Source organism: Methylacidimicrobium cyclopophantes, from assembly GCF_902143385.2.
GTDB lineage: Bacteria > Verrucomicrobiota > Verrucomicrobiia > Methylacidiphilales > Methylacidiphilaceae > Methylacidimicrobium > Methylacidimicrobium cyclopophantes.
Window position 1 is genome coordinate 1 of sequence record NZ_CABFUZ020000263.1, and the last position, 2,882, is coordinate 2,882.

At 60.0% G+C, this 2,882-nt stretch carries 3 protein-coding genes, 1 tRNA gene and 1 pseudogene; 3 read left to right on the plus strand and 2 right to left on the minus strand.

Annotated features, from left to right (window positions below; all coding sequences use genetic code 11):
• Together FN369_RS10705 and FN369_RS10710 are read right to left on the minus strand one after the other, a co-directional pair.
• Positions 1 to 125, minus strand: a 125-nt coding sequence (locus tag FN369_RS10705; protein ID WP_142526127.1) for an SDR family NAD(P)-dependent oxidoreductase, incomplete at its 3' end; no start/stop codon positions are given.
• A gap of 18 nt (positions 126 to 143) precedes the next feature.
• Complete coding sequence (locus FN369_RS10710; RefSeq protein WP_142526128.1) at positions 144 to 734, minus strand: 5-formyltetrahydrofolate cyclo-ligase; 591 nt, start codon at positions 732 to 734, stop codon at positions 144 to 146.
• Positions 735 to 1,218: 484 nt separating this feature from the next.
• Here FN369_RS10710 and FN369_RS10715 point away from each other — a divergent pair.
• The 3 genes and pseudogenes from FN369_RS10715 to FN369_RS10725 all read left to right on the plus strand — a co-directional run.
• A tRNA-Thr gene (locus FN369_RS10715) sits at positions 1,219 to 1,290 on the plus strand.
• 110 nt (positions 1,291 to 1,400) lie between these two features.
• Complete coding sequence (locus tag FN369_RS10720; protein ID WP_142526129.1) at positions 1,401 to 2,036, plus strand: IS607 family transposase; 636 nt, start codon at positions 1,401 to 1,403, stop codon at positions 2,034 to 2,036.
• Positions 2,030 to 2,740 (plus strand): annotated as a pseudogene (locus FN369_RS10725) (RNA-guided endonuclease InsQ/TnpB family protein); the annotation flags it as partial. The gene FN369_RS10720 and the pseudogene FN369_RS10725, both read left to right, overlap by 7 nt.
• Between the last annotated feature and the right edge of the window lie 142 nt (positions 2,741 to 2,882).

Here is a 2,882-nt window from a genome sequence, read left to right on the forward strand (position 1 = left end):
GCTCGGCGCGCGGCGACCGCCACCGAAGCCCCCGCTTCGGCCAAAGCCAGCGCCACGGCCCTGCCGATACCGCTGTTTCCCCCGGTGACGACCGCCACCCGGCCTGCTAGAAAACCCTTGGTCACGCCCTTCGCTCTCCCTCTCTACTCCCTTCTCCCGACCCGGGTCAGCTCCTTTTCGGTCACCACGATATCCATTCCTCGATCATGGACCTCCACAGCCACCCGAGGGAGCTCCTGCCAGGAAAAGAAGAGCCCGGCCCGGACGACGTCAGGGCGCAACTCCGCAAGCGTCCGATCGTAGGATCCGCCGCCCCTTCCCAGCCGCATCCCGCTCCGGTCGAATCCGAGTCCGGGAATCAACAAAAGGTCCACTTCGATCTCCTCCCCAACCTCGACAGCCACCGGCTCTCGAAACCGAAGCGGCCCAGGATGCAGCGCTTCCAGCGCCTCGACCTCGGCGAAGCCTAGGCTTCGATTTTCACCGCGAAACCATGGGTAAAAGACCCGCTTGCCTTCCTGGCGCGCCCGCTCGAAGAGAAGATCGGTATTCGGTTCGCTCGGAAGCGAGGCGAAGAGGCCCACCCGGCGGGCCGCCTGCCATTCCGGAAGGAGCACGAGCCGCTCCGCCAACAGCCGGCTCGCAGCCTTTCGCTCGTCCTCGCTCCGTTCGGCGAGCCTCTTGCGCAATATGCGGCGCTGCTCCTCCTTCTCCGTCAAAGAGGTGCGGATCATGACCCATCCCAATCCCGATCCGCATTCTGAGGCAAGAGCAAATCGGAATTCTGCTTCGGGGAATCGAAGGCTTCTGCTCCGGAATCATCCGCCCGCGATGGGAAGAAACAAGGCTCCGCCTATTCGTGGATTCTGCGAAAAGGATTGAGCGAAAGCCACTGCGAAAGCAAGTTTTTCCCCCAACACTTCGGCTTGGGAGCAACCCCATTCGATTCGGCTGGAGACCCGTTCGCTTGCTTCTTTTTTTTCCTTTTCGGCCGTGCGTCCGATTTTCCCATCGCTTTCCGGAGTTACCGCAATTACGAGCTTTGGATTATTGGATCACTTCCTTCGTCGCTGTCAAACTTCTATCCGGCACTTTCTTCATGGTTTTTGGTAAGGGTTTTCCATCGATGGCACTCCCGACTTTCCCCGATCTTCCGAGAGAGCGCGCCATTTGACTTCTCCCCATGGCCGACCTAGGATCCCTCGACTCACTCCCCATGCCGGCTTAGCTCAGCGGCAGAGCGGCAGTTTTGTAAACTGCGGGTCGCGGGTTCAAATCCCGCAGCCGGCTCCCAGAACACAAGACCGGGATGTTCGCCAGCGACAGGATGGCGCACGAACCGGGTTTGAACTGCTAACGCATTCGTTGCGCCTTCTTGCGCGAACATGTATAAATTGCGCATGGCTCGCAAGCTGGTCGGCATCCGAGAAGCGGCCGAAGCGCTTGGTGTTTCGGCACAGACTTTACGCCGTTGGGAGCGCGAGGGCCGGCTTTTTCCCGACGAGCGGACGGCGGGTGGGCGTAGGCGCTATGACTTGGTGAGACTGCGTCCTGGGATGTTCCGCGCTGGAGACGAGGCGAAGAGGCGAACGATCGCCTACGCCCGCGTCTCCAGCCACGACCAGAAAGACGATCTGGAACGGCAGAAGCAGGTTCTGGAACTCTACTGCGCCAGACAAGGCTGGACGTTCGAGGTCATCGCCGATCTCGGCTCGGGGATGAACTATCACAAAAAGGGCTTGAAGCGGCTTCTGGACGCGATCATCGACGGGCAGGTTGGGCGGCTGGTCCTCACCCACAAAGATCGATTGCTGCGCTTCGGCGCGGAGCTGGTTTTTGCCATCTGCGAAGCGAAGAACGTGGAGGTGGTCATCCTCAACCAAGGCGAGGACACGACCTTCGAGGAAGATTTGGCAAAGGACGTGGTGCAGATCATCACCGTGTTCAGCGCCCGGCTCTATGGCAGTCGGTCCAGGAAGAATCAGAAACTTCTCGATGGCCTGAAACAGGCCGTGGAGGAATCGGAGAGATGCTGACCGCCCACAAGATCGCGCTCAGGCCCAACAATGTGCAGGCTACCGATTTCGCAAAGGCGGCGGGGACCGCCCGCTTCGCCTACAACTGGGCGCTGGCCGAGTGGAAACGGCAATACGAGGCGTGGAAGGCCGACAAGAGCTTGCCTAAGCCGTCGCAAACAGCGCTCCGGCGCCAGTAGAACGCGATCAAAGACCGAGAATTTCCCTGGTTGCGGGAAGTAACCAAGAACGCCCCGCAGATGGCCATCATCCAACTCGGTCGTGCGTTTGAAAATTTCTTCGCCGGTCGGGCCCGCTATCCGCAATTCCGAAGGAAAAACGTGGACGATCGGTTCACGCTCACCAACGATCCATTTCGAGTTGAAAAGGCGCGCATTTGGATCCCGAAGCTTGGCTGGGTGCGGATGCGCGAGGAATTGCGATTTGGTGGCAAGATTCTCTCGGCTACGGTCTCCCGCGTCGCCGATCGGTGGTTTGTCTCCATCCCCGTCGATACCGGGGAAGATCCCGATCCGCCGAAAGCCGAAAACCAAGGCGAGGCGGGAGCGGATCTCGGTGTCGAGGTCTTGGCGACGCTCTGGACGGGAGAAAAGGAAGAGAAGATTCCCGGACCCAAGCCGCACAAGGCGTTGTTGCTGCGATTGCGCAGGGAGTCGCGGAGACTCTCGCGTAAGCGCAAGGGATCGCGGAATCGACAGAAAGCGTTCCGTCAGACTTACTTATTCCTGCTCACACCGGTTTAAAGCTGACTTCCTGCGTGCTCGAGGCCGGTTTCACGCGCGTCTTGCGACGTGCGCCAGAGCCTTCCTCTCCACAGGCTGACACCGTGGAACTCACGGCCAAATT